Consider the following 20,853-nt stretch of genomic DNA (forward strand, 5'->3'; position numbering starts at 1 on the left):
ACGGGCCGATTATGCGTCCCGCAGCGCAGCTTCGGCACGCAAAAGATCATCCTCGGTGTCGATGCCCTGCGGGAAGGCCGCGGGACTCAAGGCCACGGCGATGCGGTGCCCGGCCTCGAGCACGCGCAACTGTTCGAGGGCCTCGAGCTGCTCCAGGCGGCCCGGCGGCAAGGACTGGAACACCCGGAGGAAGCCGGCGCGATAGGCGTACATCCCGATGTGGCGGAGGCAGGGGGCCGCGGGCGCGGTCACGCGGTCGCTCGCGTAGCGGTCGCGGTGCCAGGGGATGGGGGCGCGACTGAAGTACAGCGCATGGCCCGAGGCGTCGGTGACCACCTTCACCGCATTCGAATCGAACAGCGTCGCCGTGTCGGTGATCGGGCTGGCCAAGGTGGCCATCGGCGCGGCGCTGGCCGCCAGCGTTGCCGCCACGCACTGCAGCGCCGCAACCGGCGCGAAGGGTTCGTCGCCCTGCAGGTTCACCACCAGCGCGTCATCGGGCCAGCCGCACTGCTCGGCGCACTCGGCGAGCCGATCGGTGCCCGAGGGGTGGTCACTGCGGGTCATGCACACGCGCACGTCGAGGCCCGCCACCGCCTCGGCGATGCGGGCATCGTCGGTAGCCAGGACGACCTCGGCCGCACCCGACGCCAGCGCGCGGCGCACGACGTGGCGGACGATGGGCTCGCCCCCCAGGAGACGCAGCGGCTTGCCGGGCAGGCGCGAAGCGGAAAAACGCGCCGGGACGGCGACGATGAATTCAGGGTTCGACATGGCGGGGCGATTCGCGCAGACGGTGGTCAAGGGCGTCGATGAACGGGGTGGGAAGCACGGCGGTGACCGGCACTTCCCAGGCGTCGGGGAGATCGAGCCGGCGGCACTTCACCGCGTCCTTGCCGGTCATCAGCACGGGGGCGTCGCGCATCGCGGCGAAATCGGCGTCGGTGAACGCGTGATGGTCCGGGAAGGCATGCTCGAGCACGGCGAGCCCCGCGTCGCGCAATGCGCGAAAGAACCGCGCTGGATGGCCGATGCCGGCAACAGCATGCACGGGACGGCCGGCGAAGCCGGACAGCGGGCGGCTCGATGGCGCCGTCCCGCCCAGGCGACGGGCGTCGCTGAGCTCGAGGCGCATCGGCACGTCCGTGCCGTGGGGCTCACGCCCGTGTACCACACGGAAATCCGCCAGGCGGGCCGGCAGCGGCTCGCGCAGCGGCCCCGCCGGCATCACCCGCGCATTGCCGAGGCCGCGCGCGTCCTGCACTTCGATCTCGAGAACGCGACCGAGGCGCAGGTGCTGCAGGCCGTCATCGGCAATGAGCACATCGCAACCAGCTTCGACGAGCGCGTTGGCGGCGGCGATCCGGTCGGCATCGACGGCCACCGGCGCGCCGGTGGCGAGATGGACCAGCAGGGGCTCATCGCCCACCGTGCCGGCATCGCTGCCGCCATCGACCCACTGCAGGCCCGTGCTGCGCCGGCCGTAGCCGCGACTCAGCACACCGGGGCGCCAGCCGCGCTCGCGCAAGGCGCCGACGAGGGCGATGACCAGCGGCGTCTTGCCCGCGCCCCCGACGGTGCGGTTACCGACCACGACTACCGGGACATCGAGACGATGCTGGCGGCGCAGTCCGACCCGGTAGGCCCAGCGACGCCAGCGCATCAGCGTGCCGTACAGCGCACTGACCATGCTTAGCGCAATGCCGGGCGGCGCATCGCCGTACCAGCGCGCCAACAGGCCCTCCTCGAGCACCGCCCGCAGCGTCGGCCGGCCTTCAGGCATCGCGGAATTGGGCGCGATGCAGCTGCGCGTAGAGGCCGCCGCGCGCGAGCAGCTCGGCGTGGGTGCCGGCCTCGACGATGCGGCCCGACTCCATGACCAGCACCTGGTCGGCACGCTCGATCGTGGAGAGCCGGTGCGCGATCACGAAGGTGGTGTGATTCGGGATCAAGCGCTCCAACGCGGCCTGCACGAGGCGCTCGGACTCGTTGTCCAGCGCCGCGGTGGCCTCGTCGAGCACGAGGATCGGCGCGTCCTTGAGCACGGCCCGGGCGATGGCGAGGCGTTGGCGCTGGCCGCCGGACAGCTTGTTGCCGTTCTCGCCGATGCGGGTGGCCATGCCCTCGGGCAGGCGATCGATGAACTCGCTGGCATTCGCGGCATCGGCCGCCGCGCGAATCGCCTCGGGGGAAGCCTCGCCGGCGGCGCCATAGGCGATGTTCGCGGCCACGCTGTCGTCGAACAGCATGACCTTCTGCCCCACCAGCGCGATCTGCCTGCGCAGGGCCGGCAGCGACCAGTCACCCAAGGGAACGCCATCGAGGGTGATGCGCCCCTCACTGGGCTCGTAGAAGCGCGGCAGCAGTCGGGCCAGCGTCGTCTTGCCACTTCCAGAGCGGCCGACGATGGCCGTGACGGTGCCCGGCTCAGCGCGCAGCGAAACGCCGTCCAGCGCGGACTGCTCCGCCCCGGGATAGCGCAGGCCGACACCCTCGAACAGGACGACGCCCCGGGCTCGCTCGGGCGCATGGGTGCCGTGGTCGCTTTCCTCCAACTCGTCGAGCAGGCCGAACAGGCGCACCGACGCGGCGATGCCGCGCTGCACGAGCGCCTGCACGTTCGCGAGGCGCTTCAGCGAGGGGATCAGCACCATCATCGAGGTCATGATCGCCACGAAGGCGCCGGCCGAGAGGCGGCCCTTCGAAGCCTCCATGCTCGCCACCCCGAGCAGCACGGCCAGCGCGATGGCGCCCAGCAGCTGGATCACCGACGAGGCGCCGGCGCGGGTCGATTCGACCTTCATGTTCAACAGCAGGTTGGCGTTGGCCAGCAGGCGGTAGCGCGCCACCTCGGCCGGCTGCCGGCCGTAGACCTTGATGTCCTGTTGGCCGGCGAGGATCTCCTCGGCGCCGGTGGCGAGCTCGCCCACGCCTTCCTGGATGCGCCGGTTGAGGCGGCGGTAGCGGCCGCTCACGTAAGCGGCGATCACGGCGATCAGCGGCACGATGACGGCGATCGCGGCGGTCACGGTGGGGCTGTGCCAGAGCATCACGCCCACCAATGCGATCACGGTGAGGGTGTCGGTGATCAGCACCTTCAGCGCCTCGGTGCTTGCCTGTGCCACTTGTTCGGTGTCGAAGTTGAGGCGCGAGACCAGCGAGGCCACCGGCTCGCGGTCGAAGCGCGCGCTCGGCAGGCGCAACAACTTGTCGAGCACCGCCACGCGCAGGTCGCGCACCACACTGCGGCCAGCGCGCGCCATGCCGTAGTCGGTGATGAAGGTGGCGATACCGCGGAGGACGAAGATACCGACGATGACCAGCGGCAACTCCCAGCGCGCGGCGTCGTTCTGCGAGACCAGGGTCTTGTCGATCATCGGCTGCATCAGCGAAGTGAAGGCGCCGGCCGCCGCGGCCTCGATGATCATGCCCACGAAGGCGAGGCCGAGCAGCAGGCGATAAGGCAGGATCCAGCGCAGCAGCCGCTTGTAGGTGATCCAGCCGGAGGCCTCCGGCGCTTCCGGCTCCCTCACTCGCCATCCTCCGGCATCGTGGCGATGGAGAGGCGGGCGAACCCGGCCTGGCCGAGCGCATCCATCGCCGTCACGACGGCCTGGTGCGGAGCCCGGGCGTCGGCGCGGAGCACCACGCGGGTCGAGGCGTGATCACCCTCGACGCGCGACAGTGCCGCGATCAGCGCCGCGCGATCCTCCTTCGGCAGCTCCACGGTGCCGAGGTAGAGCCGCCCCTCGGCATCGACGACCACCGTCAACGGGTCGTCCGAGGCTTCCATCGTGGGGCCGGCGGCCGTCGGCAGTTCGAGGCGCAGCGACGTGCGGACGTCGAAGGTGGTGGTGACGACGAGGAAGATGATGATGCAGAAGATGACGTCGATCAGCGAGATCAGGTTGATCTCGGGTTCGTCGCCTTCGTTGGCACGCTGGAGCCTCACGCCGCGGCTCCCTTCCCCTTCGCCTTGCCGCTGACCGCGTGGTCGTCGATGGCATCGAGGAGGGCGATGGCTTCCTTTTCCATCTCGATGACGAAGCCCGCGACGCGGGCCCGGAACCAGCGGTGCGCGACCAGCGCGGGGATGGCGACCAGCAAGCCGGCCGCCGTCGAGATCAGGGCCTGTCCGATGCCCCCGGCCAGGCGGTTGGCGTCGCCGACGCCGGCTTCAAGGATGCCCATGAACATCGAGATCATGCCGAACACGGTGCCGAGGAGACCAAGCAGCGGCGCCACCGCGGCGATCGTGCCGAGCGTCGGCAGGAATCGCTCGAGGTCGTGCAGCACATGGCGGCCGGTGTCTTCGACGCGCTCCTTGATGAGGTCGCGGGAGCGGTGGCGGACATCGAGCGCCGCGGCGAGCAGCGTCCCCAGCGGCGAATTGGTCCGCAGCACGTCGATGTGCTTCGGGTCGAGCTGGCGGCCGCGCGCCCACTGGCGCACTTCGTCGCCGAGCCCGGGCGGCAGGACCTCGCGACGGCGGAGCGTCCAAGCGCGTTCGATCGAGATACCGATGGCACCCACCGCGAGCAGCAGGATCGGCACCATGACCCATCCGCCGGCGATGACCAGTTCAAGCATGGCGAAACCTCATGAGGGGAGCGGACAGCATAGCTGCTCGGGCTGCCGCCCTGCCCCGCCCGGCGCGACGGCGGCCCGGCACGCGTCACGGTGAACCGGGGTGCCACCAGCGGGTCGGGCCGTTTCGCGCGCGTGCCGGCGCATCGGACGCGGACGAGTGCCACGTCAGCGCGCCCTCGCGGTCGACGCGATGGAGGTCGTCCGGCCAGCGACGGTCGAGCGACGGGCCCGGCGCGCGGGTCGCGATGCCCCCGGAGGCGCCAAGCGCGGCGCGCCAGTCCCCGAGGGTCGCCGGTGCACCGATCACCCACGCCCCGGCCGAGGGCGAGGCCAGCCGGTGGGCGACCCATCGGCCGGCATCACTGGTGAGCCACGCAACACGGCCGGACGCACTGGACACCCGGAGCACGCAGGCCTCGTCCGGCCACGCACCCGCCGCCGGTGGCGTGGGTGAAAGCGCGACGATCACAACGCCGTCGGCCGTCCAGCGTCGACCGGCCTCGCAGCGCTGGGTGCCTCGGACCGACGCTGTCGTTCCCGGCGCACGCCAGTGGTCTCGGGGCACGAAGGCCCGATCGACGGACGCGGCGCCGCCGAAGCGGCCGGCATTCCGACGGGTTTCGATGCGCAGGTCGATGGACTCGACCCCGGCGGCCCGCAGTCGGCGCGCCAGGTCCATCGACTCAGGCCCGGCATCGACGAGCACGGTGCGCGTGGTCGTGCGCACGAGGAGCGCATCGCCTCGCGGCAGCGCGAACGCGGTGACCGAGAACTCGCCGCGCGGGGGCACCGCCAGCGGTGGGAACAGCATCGGCAGGACGAGCAACGCACCGACGTAACGCCAGCGAAGTCCAAGCGGCAGCAGGACGATCGCCACGCCCAGCACGGCGAGAGCCAGCGACCACCCGGAGACCTCCGGCAGCCAGCGGCTGGACGACCACGCCTCAGGCACCCGTCCCATCGCCCACCAGAACGCATCCATCGCCCACGCGCCCCCCTGCCACGCTCCCTTCGCGAGCGTGTCCGACAGCGGCATCAGCAGCGTGCCGAGCAGGCTCAAGGGCACCACGACCAGGCTGATCCACGGGATGGCGACGAGGTTCGCGAGCGGCCCGACCAACGGCACCTGCAGGAAGAACGCCGCACCGAGCGGCAGCAGGCCCAGCGTCGCGACCCACTGCGCCTTCAGGAAGGTGCGCGGGCTCCATGGATCGGCCGTGCCCGGCAAGCACCACAGCAGCCACGCCACCCCACCGCAGGACAGCCAGAAGCCCGGCGTCAGCAGCGCGAAGGGATCGCTCATGACGAGGAGCGCCATCGCAAGCAGCAAGGGCTGGGCGGTCGGGCTTCGGCGGCGGCGGCCGATGACGAAGGCGACCACGGCAATCATCAGCACGGTACGCACGGTGGGCAGGCTGAAGCCCGCGAGGGCCGCGTAAGCCGTCGCGACCGCCAGCGCCGCAGCGGCGGCGGCTGGTCGACGTCGCATCCGGTGCGCGAGGGTCGGCCACCACCACCAGAACAGGCGGACCAGCACGACGCCCAGCCCCGCGACCATGCCGACATGGAAACCGGAGATCGCGATCAGATGGGTGAGACCGAACTGTCGAAGCCGTTCCCAGTCGTCGTCCGACAGGCCGCGCGTGTCGCCCACGGCCAGCGCGGCAACGAACCGTGCACGTTCGCCACCCAGCGCCTCGATGATGCGATCGGAAATGCTGCCGCGCAGGGCGTGCAGGCCACCCGGCGCCCCGAGTCGCAGCGGTCGATCGCTGGCCAGCACCACGCCCTGCGCATCGATACCGGCCAGCAGCGCGCGACGCGCCTCGTCGGGGTCGCCGGGATTCAGCGGGCGCGACCAGGGGCGCAGCCGAACCGCCAACCGCCACACCTCGCCGGATCGCAAGCTGCGCCCACCGCCATACCAGTCGAGCGCGATCCGCCGCGTGGCCAGCGCATCGGACACTTCCTCGGACGCGCCGACGACGCGTTCGATGTCGGCCGTGAAGCGGGCGCCGTTCTGGCGGAACTCGCTCAAGCCGACGACGCGGACGTCGAGGCGGACCGTCGTGCCATCGAGAACGGCTGGCGGGCGGCGATCCAAGGCGGCCTCGCCGTGCATCGCGCAGAGACCGGCGCCGAGGGCGAAGGCGGCAAGCCACGTCAGCGCCACGCTGAGGGCATCACCGCCTGATGCCGACGCGCGCCCGGCGAGGTGGCGCGCCAGTGCCAAAGCCGCGATGGCGAGCGCGACGAGACAGATGGCCGGGCCGTGCGGCAACAGCGCCGGCGCCTGCAGCTGCGCAAGCACGCCACCGCACAGGGCGGCGATCCATCCGGCATCGAGAGCGAAAGGGCGTCCTTGCCCGGGCGTCATGTCAGTCCGGCACCCAGGGCTGCAGGCGCCCGCCCTTCAGTTCGAGCACGCGGTCCAAACGCTGCGCCAGGCGGCGGTCGTGGGTGACCATCACCAGCGCCGTGCCCTGCGCGCGGTTCAACGACAGCAACAGGTCGAACACCACGCGTGCCGAGTGTTCGTCGAGGTTGCCCGTGGGCTCGTCGCCGAGCACGCAGGCCGGCTTCGTCACCAGCGCGCGCGCGACCGCGCAGCGCTGCCGCTCGCCACCGGAGAGCTCCCCGGGTTTGTGCGTCAGACGATGCCCGATGCCCACGGCCTCAAGCAGGGCCCGCGCCGGGGCTTCCGCCTCGCGGGCCGCGACTCCGCGCACCAGCAGCGGCAGCATCACGTTCTCGAGCGCGGTGAACTCAGGCAATAAATGGTGGAATTGGTAGATGAAGCCCAGCGCGCGATTGCGCAACCGTCCGCGCGCCGCGTCGTCCAGCGCCGCCATCGACTGCCCGTCGACGTCCACTTCGCCCGAGGTCGGCGTGTCGAGCCCGCCCAACAGGTGCAGCAGCGTGCTCTTGCCCGCGCCGGAAGCACCGATGATCGCGACGGTCTCGCCGCGTTTCACGCTGAGCTCGAGGTCGTGGAAGACCGGCGTCTCGAGCGTCCCTTCGCGGTAGGTCTTGGTGAGGCGCCGGGCCTCCAGCACGGTGGTCATCGCGTCACTCATAGCGGAGGGCCGTGGCCGGATCGGTGCGCGAGGCACGCCAGGCCGGGTACAGGGTGGCGAGGAAGCTGAGCAGCAGGGTCATGCCGGCCACGGCGGCCACATCGCCGGGGTAGACGGCTGTCGGCACGCCGGTGATGTAGTAGACGTCCGGCGGCATCAGGGTCACGCCGAGCAGGCCTTCGAACCAGCGCACGACCGCGCCGAGGTTGGTGCCGAGCAGCACGCCGCCGACCACGCCCAGCGTCGTGCCGACGAGGCCGATCACGCTGCCCTGCACGATGAACACGCCCATCACCTGGCGCGGCGTGAGGCCGAGGGTGCGCAGGATGGCGATGTCGGCCTGCTTCTCTTGCACCAGCATCACCAGCGAGGAGACCAGGTTGAACGAGGCGATCGTCACCACCAGCGAGAGCAGCAGGAACATCACCGTGCGCTCGAGCGCCAGCGCGCTGAAGAAGTTGCGGTTGTCGCGCATCCAGTCGCTGGCGATCACCGGCACCGGAATGCGCGTCGCGAGGTCGTCGGCCACGGTGCCGGCGCTCCACAGGTCGGCCACCTTGATACGAACGCCGCTGACGCCCTCGCCCATTCGCAGCATGCGCTGCGCATCCCCCAGCGCGATAAAGGCGAAGCTGCTGTCGGCGGTGTGCTCGCCCATCGAGAACGTGCCGACCACGGTGAAGCGCTTGGAACGAGGGATGGCGCCAATCGGCGTGCTGGTGAATTCGTTGAGGGTGACGTTGATGCGGTCGCCGACGCGGGCACCCAGCAACATGGCCAGCTGATCGCCGAGCAGGATGCCGAAGCCGCCATCGACAAGATCTTCGATGGAACCGCTGCGCATGCGCGTGGACAGCTCCGAGACGCCACGCTCGTCACCGGGCCGGATGCCCGTCACGATGCCGGCGCGTGTGTGCGTGCCGCTGAGAAGACCCTCGCGCTGCACGTAGGGCGCGGCGCCGACCACGCGGGCGTCCTGACGCGCGACGTCGACCACCGTCGACCAGTCCTCCAACGGGCCGCCGTAACCGGCCACGGTGACATGCGCCACCGAGCCGAGCAGTCGGTCGCGGATCTCGCGCTGGAAGCCGCTCATCACCGCGATGACGGTGATCAGCGCGACCACGCCGACGACGATGCCGAGGATCGATGCGGCGGACGTGAAGCTGATGCGCCGGTCACGTCGGCGAGCGCGCAGGTAGCGCAGGCCGATCGCCAGCGGAAGGGGTTGGAACATTGGCTAGCCCATCCAGAACTGCGGGAGCGGCGACACCGGCGTCGCCGAGCGGGCCCAGCGCCGCAACAGGCGGCGTCCGGGCGCGCACAGCGTATCCGGCCAGAACACCACCGTGGTGCCACAGGCGGGGAATCGGACGGTGGTCACCGGCCACTGTTCATGCGCCGCGGCCGGCCCCTCCATTGGCGCGCCGCCCGCAGGCGACCAACGCGCCCAACCTTCCGGCAGCAGTTCGAGCACTGCGCGGGGCTGGCATCGGGCGGCTTTCGCGCGCCACAGCCCGAGGCCCATCGCAGCGCCGAGGAGCACCCACGAGACCCACGAAGGCAAATCCATAGCCCAGCGTGTCGACAGCAGGGAAATGGCAACCAAGGGCCACAGCATCACGATCACCGCCGCGTGGCAACGCGACGGGCGCCACTCAAGGCGGCAGGGTGAGCAGTCGGTCGACGAATCCAGCAAGGGCGGGGTCCTCCGGGCGCTCGCGGCCCATACACCATCGCCACAGGATGTCGTCTTCGGTGTCCAGAAGCTTGAGGAAAAGCGCTCGGTCGGCCTCGGAAGACGTCGCGAACGAACGATCGAGGAACCGCTCCATCAGCTGGTCGAGTTCACGCATGCCGCGGCGGCAGCGCCACTTCAGCCGCTTGAGTTCGACGGGATCGACGTCGGTCACGATGCGAGTCCCCGCTCCGACCTGGCGGTCAGAGCACGCCGGCCCAGTGCAGGGCGAGCTGGACCCAGAGGAACAGCAGGGCCGTGCAGCCGGCGATGAAGGCCTGGAAGCGGCGCATCACCTTGTTCCGGCCGCAGGCCTCGAAGGCCATCAGCAAGCGCGCAGCGACGAAAGCCCAGGCCATCAGCAGCACGCCGACGCTGTCCACGCCCGTCTGCATCGCCGCGAGGCAACCGGCGTAGAACAGCACCGGGGTCTCGAAGAGATTCCGGAAGTGGTCCGCGGCCCGGGTGTCCTCCATGGCCTCGGCCATCTGCTTCGCCGACGCCACGGCCTGCGGATGGATACCGCGGCGCTGCATCTCGGGGATCCGGGTCAAGAACAACCGGACGGCCACGCTGAACACCAGCGCGACCATCGCCAGCATCGGCCAGGCGAGTGACGAGGCGGCGAGCATCAGGCGCCCCGGCGCGCGAGCATCAGCTTCTTGATCTCGGCGATCGCCTTCGCGGGGTTCAGGCCCTTCGGGCAAGTCCGCGCGCAGTTCATGATCGTGTGGCAGCGGTAGAGCTTGAACGGGTCCTCGAGGTCGTCGAGTCGCGCACCGGTGTCTTCATCACGCGAATCGATGATCCAGCGGTAGGCCTGCAGCAGGATGGCCGGGCCGAGGTAGCGGTCGCCGTTCCACCAGTAGCTCGGGCAGCTCGTCGAGCAGCAGGCGCACAGGATGCACTCGTAGAGGCCGTCGAGCTTCTTGCGGTCTTCCGGGCTCTGCAGGCGCTCGCCGCTGGCCGGCGCGGCGCTCTGGGTGCGCATCCACGGGCGGATCGAGGCGTACTGGGCGTAGAAGTGCGTCAGGTCCGGCACCAGGTCCTTGATCACCGGCATGTGCGGCAGCGGGTAGATCGGCACGTCCTTCTTGCCGCACTCGTCGATGGCCTTGGTGCAGGCCAACGTGTTCGTGCCGTCGATGTTCATCGCGCACGAACCGCAGATGCCCTCGCGGCAGGAACGGCGGAAGGTCAGCGTCGGATCGATCTCGTTCTTGATCTTGATCAGCGCGTCCAGAACCATCGGGCCGCAGCTGTCGAGGTCGACGTCGTAGGTGTCGACGCTGGGGTTCTTTCCGTCATCCGGATTCCAGCGGTACACCTTGAAACTGCGGACGTTCTTCGCCCCGGCCGGCGCGGGGAAATGCTTGCCCTTGCCGATCTTGGAGTTCTGGGGAAGGGTGAACTCAGCCATCGTGTGACCTCGGGTCAGTGGTGCCCGGCGGGGCGCGTGACGTTGCGCATCCAGCCGCCGGAAAGGACGAAACGGGGAAAGGTGACGAACTGCTCGGCGAAGACGCGCTTCAGGAAATCACCGGGACCATCGAAAGGAACCGGCGCCGAAGCCTCGCGCTTGTGGCCGAGGCCTTGGATGAGAAAGGCGAGCACCACGAACGAAAGCGACGCGACGACACCGACAAGGCTGAGCGCGAGCAGGTTGAGCGCCGCCGCGAGCGTGCCGGCGATGAAGGCCGGCACCGCGTAGAGGTGCAACCAGAGGTTGAGCTTGTCCTGGTGGCGCTCCGCATAATCACGGAACTGCCAGGCCAGCAAGCCGCCTTCGCGCTCGGTACCCATGTCAGTACTTGCGCGCCTTGGGCGGGATGGTCTGCACAGCGTCGGTCTGGGTGTACAGGTGCACCGGACGGTAGTCGATGCGCGTGTCGCCCTTGTCGTCGATCCAGCACAGCGTGTGCTTCATCCAGTCGGCATCGTTGCGGTCCGGGAAATCCTCGCGGGCGTGGGCGCCGCGCGATTCCTTGCGGTTCTCCGCCGACACCATGGTGACCACCGCCTGAGAGAGCAGGTTCTGCAGCTCCAGCGTCTCGATGAGGTCGGAGTTCCAGACCAGCGAGCGGTCCGTGACCTTGACGTCCTCGAAGCTCTTGAACGCGGCGTTGATCTTGCTGACGCCCTGCTGCAGCGTTTCGCCGGTGCGGAACACCGCGGCGTCGTTCTGCATGATGCGCTGCATGTTGAGGCGGATGTCGGCCGTCGGCGTGGCGCCCTTGGCGAAGCGCAGCTTGTCGAGGTTGGCCAGCGACTTGTCGAGCGCATCGGAGGCGAGGCGCTTGTGCGGCTGGCCCGGCTTGATCGTCTCGGCACAGCGGTTGGCCACGGCGCGACCGAACACCACGAGGTCGAGCAGCGAGTTCGAGCCGAGGCGGTTGGCGCCGTGCACGGACACGCAGGCCGCTTCGCCGATCGAGTACAGGCCGGGCACGACCGAATCCGGGTTGCCGTCCTTCAGCGTGACGACTTCGCCGTGGTAGTTGGTCTGCAGGCCGCCCATGTTGTAGTGGACCGTCGGCAGCACCGGGATCGGCTGCTTCTCGACGTCGACGCCGGCGAAGATCTTCGCCGTCTCCGCGATGCCCGGCAGGCGCTCGTGGATGACCTTCGGATCGAGATGGGTCAGGTCGAGGTGGATGTGGTCCCCGTTGGCGCCCACGCCGCGGCCTTCGCGGATCTCGATGGTCATCGAGCGGCTGACCATGTCGCGCGGCGCGAGGTCCTTCACGCTCGGGGCATAGCGCTCCATGAAGCGCTCGCCCTGCGCGTTGCGCAGGATGCCGCCTTCGCCACGCACGCCTTCGGTGATCAGGCAGCCGGCACCGTAGATGCCGGTCGGGTGGAACTGCACGAACTCCATGTCCTGCAGCGGCAGGCCGGCGCGCAGCGCCATGCCGCCGCCGTCGCCCGTGCAGGTGTGCGCCGACGTCGCCGAGAAGTACGCGCGGCCGTAGCCGCCGGTGGCCAGCACAACGCCATGGGCGCGGAACACGTGGATCGTGCCTTCGGCCATGTCCAGCGCGATGACGCCGCGGCAGACGCCCTCCTCGTCCATGATCAGGTCGAGGGCGAAGTACTCGATGAAGAAGCGCGCGTCATGCGCCAGCGACTGCTGGTACAGCGTGTGCAGGATGGCGTGGCCGGTGCGGTCGGCGGCGGCGCAGGTGCGCTGGGCCGGCGGGCCCTCGCCGTAGCGGGTGGTCATGCCGCCGAAGGGCCGCTGGTAGATCTTGCCTTCCTCGGTGCGCGAGAACGGCACGCCGTAGTGCTCGAGCTCGATGATGGCCGGGATGGCCTCGCGGCACATGTACTCGATCGCGTCCTGGTCGCCCAGCCAGTCCGAACCCTTCACGGTGTCGAAAAAGTGGTAGCGCCAGTCGTCCTCGCCCATGTTGGCGAGCGCAGCGGAGATGCCGCCCTGCGCCGCCACGGTGTGCGAGCGGGTCGGGAAGACCTTGGAGATGCAGGCCGTCTGCAGGCCCTTGGCCGCGAGGCCGAAGGTGGCGCGGAGACCCGCGCCGCCCGCACCGACGACGATCATGTCGTACTGGTGCTCGGTGATCTTGTAGGCAGTCGTCATGGGGGACTCAGGCGGTGAAGGCGATGCGGCCGATGGCCACGACGGAAGCGAGGGCAGCGAGCGCGTAGGCGAACTTCACGACGAGCTGCAGCGCGACTTCCAGCCACGGGGTGTGGATGTAGTCCTCGATCACGACCTGCAGGCCGAGGCGCGCGTGCCAGGTGACAGCGAGCACGAAGGCCAGTATCAGGGTGGCGTTCATCGGCTCGGCGAGGAACGCGCGGGCGTTCGCATGGTCGAGGCCGATGAGCGACACCGCGGTGATCACGAACCACGGCACGAGGAAGAGCAGCGCCGCGGCGCTGACGCGCTGCGCCCACCAGTGGGCCACGCCTTCCTTCGCGCTGCCGAGGCCACGGGCCACGGCCCAGGGATGGCGAAGACGGCTCATGCGGCACCTCCGACGCTGAAGCCCGCGTACCAGAGCAGGCCGGTGAAGACGACCGCGAGCGCGATCACGGTGTAGCCCGAGCGGTAGACCTGCGGGATCTCGAAGCCGAGGCCCATGTCCCACACGAGGTGGCGGACGCCGTTGAGCAGGTGGTAGACCAGCGTGGCGGCGAAGCCGAAGAGGGCGACCTGGCCCGGGAGCGAGCCGGCGACGGCGATGAACTGCGCGTAGGCCTCACCGCCCGAGGCGAGGGCCACCAGCCACCACGCCAGCACGAGCACGCCGAGGGCATTCACGATGCCGGTCATGCGATGCAGGATCGACATCGTGGAAGTGATCTGCTTCGCGTAGATCTGCAGATGCGGTGACAGGGGTCGTTGCTGCGTGGCCATGGGCTCCGCTCGTTCGGGTGTCGGATGGGGGACCGCGTCCTGCGGTCAGAAGTCGATGCAGCGGCCGTTCTTTTCCCAGTCGCCGAAGCGGGTGGGTTCCGGGCCGTCGCGACCGCCGACCTCGGCCGGCGTGCCGGCTCCAGTGGCAGCCGAGGGCATGGGGCTGGATGCGTCCGCCTCGGCGTGCGTCGATTCAGGCCGACGCTCGGCTGGATCGAGGTCGCCTAGAATGTGCGTCTGCGGAAGCATCCGCGGATGTTAAGCACCCGTTCCCCGACGTTCAAGCACGGCACCGTGAAATCCACTGAAACCGCCCTGATCGGCGACCTCACCCTGCTGTCGATGCAGGGCCCGGACGCCGAGGCCTTCGCGCAGTCGCAAACCATGAACGACGTGCAGGCGCTGGCCGTCGGCCATTGGCACTGGAATGGTTGGCTCAATGCGAAGGGCCGCGTGCTCGCCCTGTTCGCCTTGGCGAGGCCGGCCCCGGGCGAACTGCTGCTCGTGGTGCTCGACGAATCGGCCCATGCCCTGCGCGATGGACTGCAGCGCTTCGTGTTCCGGAGCAAGGTTCGCCTCGTCGTCCGCGACGACCTCGGCGCCTTCGACGAAGCCGCAGTGGCCCCCAGCCCGCTGGAGGCGCGCGATCGCTGCATCCAGGAGGCCGATGGCGGCCTGATCCTCGACCTCAGCACCGAACACGAGGCTCGGCGCCTGCGGATCGCCGCACGGGGCGACCACGCGATCGACGCCGACGCCACCCGCCGCTGGCGGGAAGCCGATCTCCGCCACGGCCTGCCGCGCTGGCCGGCGGGACGCGAGCATGGTTGGACCCCGCACATGCTTTCCCTCGACCGACTCAAGGCCTTCAGCACCCGCAAGGGTTGCTATCCGGGCCAGGAGATCGTCGCCAGAACGCATTTCCTCGGCCAATCCAAGCGCCAGGCCTGGTGGCTGGACGGGGTGGGCCTCGCGACGGGGCAGGCCGTGTCCGACGCGGAGGGCCGCTCGATCGGCGAGGTGGTCGAAGCCACGGCAGACGGACGCGGCGCCCTCGCCGTGGCCGCCCTGCCGTCCTCAGGCCCGGTGGGGGGCGCCCATGGCCCGGCGCTGGCTTCACCGCTGTTGACGGGCCTTGCGCGCCCCGCCTGAGGAAAAGCTCTAAACTGGCCGCGAGCGGTCTGCGCTGCCTTGGGGCGGCGCGGGGTACCGTATTCTGGAGGCAGTGAGCGATGTCGAATGTGTTCCGCGGCGCCTGGGGCGCCGTTCTCGTGGCCGGCCTGATGGCCGGCGTGTCGACGACCGCCCAAGGGGCGAACTACACCCTGACGGTTGAACCCAACTACCCCGCGGACCAGATCCGCGAGGTGTACGGGCCGCTGGTGGGCTACCTCAACCGGACCACCGGCCATCGCTTCACGGTGCGATCGGCAGCCAACTTCAACGAGCACTGGCGCGAACTGCGCTCCGGCGCCAAGAACCAGTTTGTCTTCGAAGAAGGCCATTTCTTCGACTACCGCCGCAAGCGCAGTGGCGCCATTGGCGTGGCACGCACGCAGGAGAACTCGGCGTTCGTGATCGCCGTAGCCGACCCCGAGATCGCCGCCGAAGGCCGCGAGGGCATCGTCGGCCGCACGGTCGCCAGCCTCGGCGCGCCGAACCTGGCCTACGTGCTTGTGTTCGACGCCTTCCGCAACCCGCTGGCGCAGCCCGAAGTGCGCTCGGTCAGCAGCAAGTGGTCGGACGGCCCCGACCTCGTCTTCTCCGGGGACGTGGAGGGCACCCTGCTGCCGGCCTACATGGCAAGCGAGAACCCGGCACTCACCGAGATCTGGCGCAGCCGCGAAGTGCCCGGCCGCGTCTTCAGCGCCTCGCCGGAGCTGCCGCAGGACGTCCGCCAGAAAGTGGCCGACGCGCTGCTCAAGCTGCACGAGGATCCAGAGGCCTACGCGGTGATGACCGAACTGCGCACCGAGCGCCTCGTGGGGGTCGACCAGGTCGCCTACGACGGACTCGAGCGCTTGTTGGTGAATTCGTTCGGCTACGTGGCGCCTGCCGAACCGGCGGCACCCGCTGCTGCCCCGCCTGCCGCGGCGGAAGCGCCTGCAGAAGCCCCCGCGCCCGCCAACTGAGGCGGGCTTCATCACCCTGCCCCGTCAGGGGCAGCGGAAGTAGATCAGGGCATCGGCATTCTGCGCCGAGCCCTTGCCGAGACTGATCACGCCCGAGCGACGGAGCTTGGCCTCGTCGCGGTGCACGCGTTGCTCGTCGTCGCCCTCGATGCGGAAGAAGCTGCCGTTGGTGGAGCGGTCGGTCAGGATGTACTGGCCGCGCTGGAACTCGATCACAGCGTGGCTGCGGCTGACGCAGTCGGACTCCACGACGATGCTGCTGCCCGGATCACGGCCGAGGGTGAGCGGCGGCGAGGTCGGCGTCAGTTCGATCGTCCGCCCCTTGAATTCGAGGATCAGGCGGTTGTCGAGGCCGGGTGTCCCGATGCCGAGCGCGCTCTGCACCATCGTCATGCCGGCGGGATTCTCCTGCCAGATGATGTCGACGATATCGATGGCCTGCAGCTTGCCCGACACCTGGGCCGTGCCCAGCGAGCGGAAGGGCGTGTGCCTCAGGCCCGCCACGGTGGAGGCCGTTGTGACGATCTGCTCACGCCCCGCCAGCTTGGCCATCCGCGCGGCGGTGTTGACGGCATCGCCGTAGACATCGCCATCGTCCTCGACCAGGCACTCGCCATAGTGGAGGCCGATGCGGATCGCGAGGTGGTTGGCAATGCAGGTTGGGTCCGTCGCCACATGGCGCTGCATGGCCACGGCGGCATCGACGCCGTCCATCGCCGTCGGAATGGCGCACATGATCTCGTCGCCGATGGTCTTGATGACACGCCCGTCGTACTTGCGGCACACCACCGACAGACCCTCGAGGATCTGCGCGATGAGCTGGCGGGCGACCACGTCACCGCGCTGCTCGAACAGCTTGGTGCTGCCACTGACGTCGGCGAACAGCAATGTCAGGGGCCTGGACTGGGGCATCGGGCGAACTCCTTCCGGCGGGAAGCTTACCTCAGGCCAACCCGGCGGCGGCGGCCACGATGTCCGCCTCGGACGGCAGCACGAGGAAAGCCGCGCCGGCCAGCGGCGTGTAGGTGTCGACGCCGCAGACGCGGGCCAGCGGCGTGGCGCCGAGGCTGCCCTCGACCAGCGCGGTGATGATGCCCTCGCCCACCCCGGCGCTGCGACGGCCTTCGTCGACGACGAGCACGCGCTTCGCGGTGCGCGCCTGTTCGACGATCAAGGCCTCGTTGAGCGGCAGCAGCCAGCGCAGATCGACCACGCGGACCTTCCAGCCCTGTGCGGCTTCGATCTGCCGCGCGGCCTTCAGGCTCATCGGTACGCCGTTGCCGAAGGTGTAGATCACCAGATCATCGCCCTCGCCGTAGACCTTGCCCTCGCCCACCGGGATGGCGCGGTCGGGCGCCGGATACTCGGTGAGCCACAGGCCGTCGCCGGCCTCGTGCAGGTCCTTCGTCATGTACGTGGCGATGGGCTCGAGGAAGGCGCAGACGCGACCGTCGACGCGAGCCAACGCCATCATCGTGCGGAGCATCATCGCCGCATCGTCGCCGCGGCTCGGGCAGCCGATCACGAGGCCCGGGATGTCGCGCAGCGCGGTGATCGAGTTGTCGTTGTGGAAGTGCCCGCCGAAGCCACGCTGGTAGCCGAGGCCGGCGATGCGCACCACCATCGGGTTGCGGTACTGGCCATTCGAGAAGAACTGCAGCGAGCAGGCTTCGCCGCGGATCTGGTCGCAGGCGTTGTGGAAGTAAGCGAGGTACTGGATCTCCGGCACCGGGATCATGCCGAGGTTGGCGTAGCCCTGGGCGAGGCCAAGGATGATCGTCTCGTCGAGCAGCGTGTTGAACACGCGCGCCGGGCCGAACGCCTTGTGCAAGCCCTTCGTCACCGTGTACACGCCGCCCTTCTGCGCGACGTCCTCGCCGAACAGCAGGGTCTCCGGGTACTTGGCGAACAGATCGTGCAGCGCCTGGTTGATCTGGATGGCGAGGTGCTTGGCCGGCTGCTTCTCGGGCAGCTTGGCCTCGCCGCCGAAGGCCTTGAGGCGGGCATCCGCATAGTCGTTGCGCGTGGCCTCGCGGTGCACGAGCTCCGGATGGTGCGGTGCCAGCGGCGCGATGATCTCCTCGAGAGTTTCGATCTTCGGGCGGCGGTCGGCTTCCTCGGCGGCGGCGAAGCACTTGCCGCGGAAGGACTCGTAGTACGCGAGCAACTGGTCCTTCGACATCAGGCCGGACATCAGCGCGATTTCGGCGGAGCGCAGCAGCGGGTCGCTCGCCTCCACCTGCACGAGTTCGTCGATCGAGCGCCACTCGATCTCGAAGTCGGTGCCGGCGTGGCCCATGATCCGCGTGGTCTTCAGGTGCAGGAAGGTCGGGCGGCGCGTGCGGCGGCAGTGCTCGACCGCGGCGGCGACCTGCCCGTAGCCAGCGGCGAGGTCGAGGCCATCGGCGAAGAAGTAGTCGAGGCCGTGCATGTTGCGGTAACGCTCGGCGACCCAACCCGTGGGCGTCTTCACCGAGATGCCGATGCCGTTGTCCTCGCAGACGTAGAGCACCGGCGCGGGGAGCTTCTGGTGCGCCGTCCACGCGGCGGCGTTGAAGGCCGTCTGCGCCGTGGCGTGGTTGCTGCTGGCGTCGCCGAACGAGCAGATCGCGATCGAATCCTCCGGGATCGGCAGCGCGTGGCCGATGCGGCGGGCCTGTTCGATGGCGACGGCCGTGCCGAGCGCTTTCGGCAGGTGCGAGGCGATCGTCGAGGTCTGCGGCAGCACCCACAGCGGTTTCGAACCCCAAACCTTGTGGCGGCCGCCCGAGGCCGGATCGTCCTTGCTGGCCGCGAAGCTCAGCGCCGAGTCCATGATCGGGTCCATGCCCGGCAGCTTGCGGAAGCGTTCGGCCATGAAGCCGCCCGAGCGGTAGTGCAGGAAGGCCGGATCGGTGTGGCGCGTGGCACGCGCGACCATCGCGTTGCCTTCGTGGCCACTGGAGCCGATGGTGTAGAAGACCTTGTTCTGCACGCGCAGCACGCGGGCCATCAGGTCGAGGTGGCGGCTGATCAGCTGCGACTCAAAGAGGTGCAGGAAATCGGTCGCGGTGAGCGTGGCGCCGTGCAGCACCGGAGCGTCCGCCGGCGGCGCCGCATGGACCGGGCCGTCCCAAGCCTTCACGAACTCGCTGAAGTTCTGGTCGCAGATCTCGGCGCGATTGAGGCCACGGTGGCGGGCGGGAACCGGGCGCGGGATGGCGGGGGCGTAAACGGCGGACATGGCGGGGGCGGAATCGGGAAAACGGCCATTGTAGGCGCTGCGTGATCATGCGGCGCGGCGACCGTTCCCGCGCGGCGGGGCTTCGGCTAGGGTGCCGCGAGCCTTGGAGACGCCCCGGATGAGCCCGACTGCCCTGCCCCCGCCTTCGCCCCTGCAGCGCTGGACCGCGCTGGTGCTGGTCAGCCTGGCGATGTTCGGCAACTACTACCTCTACGACGCGCTCGGCCCGGTGGTCGACCTGATGCGCTCGCAGCTGGGCTTCAGCCACAGCCAGGTGGGCTGGCTGTACACCGCCTACAGCATCGCCGCCCTGCTGGTCCTGCTCGCCGGCGGCTGGTTCATCGACCGGTTCGGCACCCGGCTGGCCCTCGTGGTTTTCGCGGTGGTCTGCGTGATCGCCGCGGCGATGACGGCGCTGGGGCCCGATTTCGAAACCATCGTCGCGGGGCGTTTCCTCCTCGGCCTGGGCGCGGAACCGATGATCGTCGCCGCGACAACGGTGCTCGCCCGCTGGTTCAAGGGCAGCGAGCTCAGCTTCGCCTTCGGGCTGAACCTGTCGATCTCGCGGCTGGGTTCGGCCTCGGCCGACTGGTCGACCGGCTTTGCGGCACCGCTGTACTCGAATTGGCAGGACCCGCTGTGGCTGGCGACAGCCATCGGCGGCGTCGCGGTGGCCGCGGCGATGCTGTACTGGATGCACGAGCGGCGGGTCGAAGGCCGCGCCCACCTTGGCGAGCGCGCGCCACCGGACGAGCTGAAGCTCTCGCAGATCTTCCGCTTCCCGCGCACGTACTGGACCATCGTCGCGCTGTGCGTGGTGTTCTACGCCACGGTGTTCCCCTTCCGCGGCTTCGCCATCAACTACTTCCAGCAGGCGCACGGCCTCGACCGCGAGAGCGCCGGCGCGCTCTCCAGCCTGCTGCCCATGGCCGCCATCGTCGCCACGCCGATCTTCGGCCTGATCGTCGACCGCGTCGGAAAGCGTTCGCTGTTCATGGCGGCCGGCTCGCTGCTGATGCTGCCGCTGTTCCTCGCGGTCACCTACCTGCCACCGGGTCCGCTGGTCGGCCTGCCGGGCGGCACCGAAGTGCCCCTGACCCTGCTGGTCTGCATCGGCCTGTTCGGCCTCGTGTTCTCGCTGATCCCCGCGGTGCTGTGGCCCTCCGTGCCACAACTGGTGGACGAGGAGCGGCTCGGCTCCGCCTACGCGATGATGACCTTCTGCCAACAGCTCGGCATGGCCGCCGTGCCGCTGGTGATCGGCGCGCTCAACGACTGGGCGGGCGCTTCACCGGAGAACCCCGCCGGCTATACGCCGGGCATGTGGTTCTACACCGCGCTCGGCGCCTGCGGGCTGCTTTTCTCGTGGCATCTCTGGTGGTCGGGGCGCGGCCCGGCGCCGGCGCATGCGCTGGACCGCCCACCGATGCGCTAGGGCCTATTGCGCCACGAAGCCGGGCTGCGCTCGCACGCGTGCGAGCCACTGCGTGACGTTGGGAAACTCATCGAGCGCGATACCGGCCGCGGGCGCGTCGTGGGTGTAAGCGAACAGCGCGATGTCGGCGATGCCGAAGGCGCTGTTCGCGTTGATTGTTGATCGTCTCGAACGGTGAGCCGGGGTGGGAGCACGGTTTAGAAACGGCCCGAGGACTTCGGGCGTGGAGAAGCCGGATGCGTGCTCGAGAACTGAAGCGTTGGTTGGCGGAGGCTGA

At 69.5% G+C, this 20,853-nt stretch carries 22 protein-coding genes and 1 pseudogene; 3 read left to right on the top strand and 20 right to left on the bottom strand.

Features of this window, described 5'->3' with window-relative positions; all coding sequences use genetic code 11:
* Window positions 1–9: 9 nt before the first annotated feature.
* The 17 genes from kdsB to O9255_RS08400 form a co-directional block, all read right to left on the bottom strand.
* Window positions 10–774: a 3-deoxy-manno-octulosonate cytidylyltransferase gene (gene kdsB, locus O9255_RS08320; RefSeq protein WP_297866383.1), complete on the bottom strand. Its 765-nt coding sequence runs from the start codon at window positions 772–774 to the stop codon at window positions 10–12.
* Window positions 761–1,783, bottom strand: a complete 1,023-nt coding sequence (gene lpxK / locus O9255_RS08325; RefSeq protein ID WP_297866384.1) for a tetraacyldisaccharide 4'-kinase — start codon at window positions 1,781–1,783, stop codon at window positions 761–763. The genes kdsB and lpxK overlap by 14 nt, the downstream gene beginning before the upstream one ends.
* Window positions 1,776–3,533, bottom strand: coding sequence for a lipid A export permease/ATP-binding protein MsbA (gene msbA, locus O9255_RS08330; protein WP_297866385.1), 1,758 nt, complete (start codon window positions 3,531–3,533; stop codon window positions 1,776–1,778). Before msbA ends, lpxK begins: the two co-directional genes overlap by 8 nt.
* Window positions 3,530–3,952, bottom strand: a complete 423-nt coding sequence (locus O9255_RS08335; protein WP_297866386.1) for a biopolymer transporter ExbD — start codon at window positions 3,950–3,952, stop codon at window positions 3,530–3,532. Before O9255_RS08335 ends, msbA begins: the two co-directional genes overlap by 4 nt.
* Window positions 3,949–4,590 (bottom strand): MotA/TolQ/ExbB proton channel family protein, encoded by a 642-nt coding sequence (locus O9255_RS08340; protein WP_297866387.1) that lies wholly within the window; start codon window positions 4,588–4,590, stop codon window positions 3,949–3,951. Before O9255_RS08340 ends, O9255_RS08335 begins: the two co-directional genes overlap by 4 nt.
* A gap of 85 nt (window positions 4,591–4,675) precedes the next feature.
* Complete coding sequence (locus O9255_RS08345) at window positions 4,676–6,967, bottom strand: ComEC/Rec2 family competence protein (protein ID WP_297866388.1); 2,292 nt, start codon at window positions 6,965–6,967, stop codon at window positions 4,676–4,678.
* A 1-nt stretch (window position 6,968) separates the two neighbouring features.
* Window positions 6,969–7,667: a lipoprotein-releasing ABC transporter ATP-binding protein LolD gene (gene lolD, locus O9255_RS08350; protein ID WP_297866389.1), complete on the bottom strand. Its 699-nt coding sequence runs from the start codon at window positions 7,665–7,667 to the stop codon at window positions 6,969–6,971.
* Window positions 7,660–8,904, bottom strand: a complete 1,245-nt coding sequence (locus O9255_RS08355) for a lipoprotein-releasing ABC transporter permease subunit (RefSeq protein ID WP_297866390.1) — start codon at window positions 8,902–8,904, stop codon at window positions 7,660–7,662. The genes lolD and O9255_RS08355 overlap by 8 nt, the downstream gene beginning before the upstream one ends.
* 3 nt (window positions 8,905–8,907) lie before the next feature.
* Window positions 8,908–9,288 carry a hypothetical protein gene (locus O9255_RS08360; RefSeq protein ID WP_297866391.1) on the bottom strand — a complete coding sequence of 127 codons (381 nt, stop codon included), beginning with the start codon at window positions 9,286–9,288 and terminating at the stop codon, window positions 8,908–8,910.
* 37 nt (window positions 9,289–9,325) lie between these two features.
* On the bottom strand, window positions 9,326–9,580 hold the full coding sequence (locus O9255_RS08365; protein WP_297866392.1) for a succinate dehydrogenase assembly factor 2: 255 nt from the start codon (window positions 9,578–9,580) through the stop codon (window positions 9,326–9,328).
* A gap of 28 nt (window positions 9,581–9,608) precedes the next feature.
* Window positions 9,609–10,037: an MAPEG family protein gene (locus tag O9255_RS08370; protein ID WP_297866393.1), complete on the bottom strand. Its 429-nt coding sequence runs from the start codon at window positions 10,035–10,037 to the stop codon at window positions 9,609–9,611.
* A complete protein-coding gene (locus tag O9255_RS08375; protein ID WP_297866394.1) occupies window positions 10,037–10,825 on the bottom strand; it encodes a succinate dehydrogenase iron-sulfur subunit in 789 nt (262 codons plus the stop codon). Before O9255_RS08375 ends, O9255_RS08370 begins: the two co-directional genes overlap by 1 nt.
* Window positions 10,826–10,839: 14 nt before the next feature.
* Window positions 10,840–11,208, bottom strand: a complete 369-nt coding sequence (locus tag O9255_RS08380; RefSeq protein WP_297866395.1) for an Mpo1-like protein — start codon at window positions 11,206–11,208, stop codon at window positions 10,840–10,842.
* Window position 11,209: 1 nt separating this feature from the next.
* On the bottom strand, window positions 11,210–13,003 hold the full coding sequence (gene sdhA / locus O9255_RS08385; protein ID WP_297866396.1) for a succinate dehydrogenase flavoprotein subunit: 1,794 nt from the start codon (window positions 13,001–13,003) through the stop codon (window positions 11,210–11,212).
* Window positions 13,004–13,010: 7 nt separating this feature from the next.
* Entirely contained in the window at window positions 13,011–13,394 is a 384-nt protein-coding gene (gene sdhD / locus O9255_RS08390; RefSeq protein WP_297866397.1) for a succinate dehydrogenase, hydrophobic membrane anchor protein, read from the bottom strand.
* On the bottom strand, window positions 13,391–13,786 hold the full coding sequence (gene sdhC / locus O9255_RS08395; RefSeq protein ID WP_297866398.1) for a succinate dehydrogenase, cytochrome b556 subunit: 396 nt from the start codon (window positions 13,784–13,786) through the stop codon (window positions 13,391–13,393). Before sdhC ends, sdhD begins: the two co-directional genes overlap by 4 nt.
* Before the next feature lie 45 nt (window positions 13,787–13,831).
* Window positions 13,832–13,945, bottom strand: coding sequence for a DUF1674 domain-containing protein (locus tag O9255_RS08400; RefSeq protein ID WP_297866399.1), 114 nt, complete (start codon window positions 13,943–13,945; stop codon window positions 13,832–13,834).
* A 96-nt stretch (window positions 13,946–14,041) separates the two neighbouring features.
* Between O9255_RS08400 and O9255_RS08405 the strand changes: the two genes are divergently transcribed.
* Together O9255_RS08405 and O9255_RS08410 are read left to right on the top strand one after the other, a co-directional pair.
* Window positions 14,042–14,938, top strand: a complete 897-nt coding sequence (locus O9255_RS08405) for a folate-binding protein (RefSeq protein WP_297866400.1) — start codon at window positions 14,042–14,044, stop codon at window positions 14,936–14,938.
* 80 nt (window positions 14,939–15,018) lie between these two features.
* The gene (locus tag O9255_RS08410) at window positions 15,019–15,918 is read left to right on the top strand and encodes a PhnD/SsuA/transferrin family substrate-binding protein (RefSeq protein ID WP_297866401.1); all 900 of its coding nucleotides are present in this window, start codon (window positions 15,019–15,021) and stop codon (window positions 15,916–15,918) included.
* A 24-nt stretch (window positions 15,919–15,942) separates the two neighbouring features.
* Here the strand turns inward: O9255_RS08410 and O9255_RS08415 are convergent, their stop codons facing one another.
* Window positions 15,943–16,830, bottom strand: a complete 888-nt coding sequence (locus O9255_RS08415; RefSeq protein WP_297866402.1) for an adenylate/guanylate cyclase domain-containing protein — start codon at window positions 16,828–16,830, stop codon at window positions 15,943–15,945.
* A gap of 31 nt (window positions 16,831–16,861) precedes the next feature.
* On the bottom strand, window positions 16,862–19,141 hold the full coding sequence (locus O9255_RS08420; RefSeq protein WP_297866403.1) for a thiamine pyrophosphate-dependent enzyme: 2,280 nt from the start codon (window positions 19,139–19,141) through the stop codon (window positions 16,862–16,864).
* Between the two features lie 118 nt (window positions 19,142–19,259).
* On the opposite strand from O9255_RS08420, the gene O9255_RS08425 reads away from it, so the two are divergent.
* Entirely contained in the window at window positions 19,260–20,576 is a 1,317-nt protein-coding gene (locus O9255_RS08425; RefSeq protein WP_297866404.1) for an MFS transporter, read from the top strand.
* 3 nt (window positions 20,577–20,579) lie between these two features.
* Here O9255_RS08425 and O9255_RS08430 read toward each other — a convergent pair.
* Window positions 20,580–20,853, bottom strand: a pseudogene (locus tag O9255_RS08430) (glutathione binding-like protein); the annotation flags it as partial.

It is taken from the genome of Silanimonas sp. (assembly GCF_027530345.1).
GTDB lineage: Bacteria > Pseudomonadota > Gammaproteobacteria > Xanthomonadales > Xanthomonadaceae > Silanimonas.

Bases quoted from the DNA above. Each gene is read 5' to 3' on its own strand.
- kdsB (WP_297866383.1), bottom strand. From the start codon at position 774: ATGTCGAACCCTGAATTCATCGTCGCCGTCCCGGCGCGTTTTTCCGCT.
- lpxK (WP_297866384.1), bottom strand. From the start codon at position 1,783: ATGCCTGAAGGCCGGCCGACGCTGCGGGCGGTGCTCGAGGAGGGCCTG.
- O9255_RS08340 (WP_297866387.1), bottom strand. From the start codon at position 4,590: ATGCTTGAACTGGTCATCGCCGGCGGATGGGTCATGGTGCCGATCCTG.
- O9255_RS08345 (WP_297866388.1), bottom strand. From the start codon at position 6,967: ATGACGCCCGGGCAAGGACGCCCTTTCGCTCTCGATGCCGGATGGATC.
- lolD (WP_297866389.1), bottom strand. From the start codon at position 7,667: ATGAGTGACGCGATGACCACCGTGCTGGAGGCCCGGCGCCTCACCAAG.
- O9255_RS08355 (WP_297866390.1), bottom strand. From the start codon at position 8,904: ATGTTCCAACCCCTTCCGCTGGCGATCGGCCTGCGCTACCTGCGCGCT.
- O9255_RS08360 (WP_297866391.1), bottom strand. From the start codon at position 9,288: ATGCTGTGGCCCTTGGTTGCCATTTCCCTGCTGTCGACACGCTGGGCT.
- O9255_RS08370 (WP_297866393.1), bottom strand. From the start codon at position 10,037: ATGCTCGCCGCCTCGTCACTCGCCTGGCCGATGCTGGCGATGGTCGCG.
- O9255_RS08375 (WP_297866394.1), bottom strand. From the start codon at position 10,825: ATGGCTGAGTTCACCCTTCCCCAGAACTCCAAGATCGGCAAGGGCAAG.
- O9255_RS08380 (WP_297866395.1), bottom strand. From the start codon at position 11,208: ATGGGTACCGAGCGCGAAGGCGGCTTGCTGGCCTGGCAGTTCCGTGAT.
- sdhA (WP_297866396.1), bottom strand. From the start codon at position 13,003: ATGACGACTGCCTACAAGATCACCGAGCACCAGTACGACATGATCGTC.
- sdhD (WP_297866397.1), bottom strand. From the start codon at position 13,394: ATGAGCCGTCTTCGCCATCCCTGGGCCGTGGCCCGTGGCCTCGGCAGC.
- sdhC (WP_297866398.1), bottom strand. From the start codon at position 13,786: ATGGCCACGCAGCAACGACCCCTGTCACCGCATCTGCAGATCTACGCG.
- O9255_RS08400 (WP_297866399.1), bottom strand. From the start codon at position 13,945: ATGCCCTCGGCTGCCACTGGAGCCGGCACGCCGGCCGAGGTCGGCGGT.
- O9255_RS08405 (WP_297866400.1), top strand. From the start codon at position 14,042: ATGTTAAGCACCCGTTCCCCGACGTTCAAGCACGGCACCGTGAAATCC.
- O9255_RS08410 (WP_297866401.1), top strand. From the start codon at position 15,019: ATGTCGAATGTGTTCCGCGGCGCCTGGGGCGCCGTTCTCGTGGCCGGC.
- O9255_RS08415 (WP_297866402.1), bottom strand. From the start codon at position 16,830: ATGCCCCAGTCCAGGCCCCTGACATTGCTGTTCGCCGACGTCAGTGGC.
- O9255_RS08420 (WP_297866403.1), bottom strand. From the start codon at position 19,141: ATGTCCGCCGTTTACGCCCCCGCCATCCCGCGCCCGGTTCCCGCCCGC.
- O9255_RS08425 (WP_297866404.1), top strand. From the start codon at position 19,260: ATGAGCCCGACTGCCCTGCCCCCGCCTTCGCCCCTGCAGCGCTGGACC.